This window comes from Dietzia natronolimnaea (genome assembly GCF_002289575.1).
Classification (GTDB): domain Bacteria; phylum Actinomycetota; class Actinomycetes; order Mycobacteriales; family Mycobacteriaceae; genus Dietzia; species Dietzia natronolimnaea_A.
Window position 1 is genome coordinate 1 of record NZ_NTGA01000108.1, and the last position, 434, is coordinate 434.

At 56.9% G+C, this 434-nt stretch carries 1 pseudogene; it reads left to right on the forward strand.

What is annotated here, in order from left to right:
- Positions 1–172 precede the first annotated feature (172 nt).
- A pseudogene (locus CEY15_RS17870) lies at positions 173–434 on the forward strand (AraC family transcriptional regulator); the annotation flags it as partial.

The following is a 434-nucleotide window of genomic DNA, read 5'->3' on the forward strand; positions in this document are numbered from 1 at the left end:
TAAGGGCACCACGTGCTTCTCTCCCTCATGTGAGACGAAGGTTACGACTGTCATCGCTGGCTCCTGCATGGTTGTTCGGGTAATAGCTGCTCACAGCATTGCTAACAACGACGACTGCGGCTAGGTTGATTGAGGGCAGAAGCTTGTTAATTTGGCTCAGAAGGCGGGGGCGATGAATCTTGATCGCGAGGGCGTGCCACCGCTCGTGTTCGCGCAGTTACTTGAGAGCCCAGTTCTGGAGCAAGACGCCGTTGCACGGTTTCGCGAGATCATGGATCGTGAGCGAAGCGACGTCGAGTCACTTCTTGCCATCAACGCCCAAGTTCCCCTGCGGTGGATCAGGGAAGCCTTGCCCGACCTCGACGTCGACCAAGCAACGACCCTCGGTTTGGCGTTCGCCCAGCATGCTCATCTGACGTCCTTCGGACCATTAA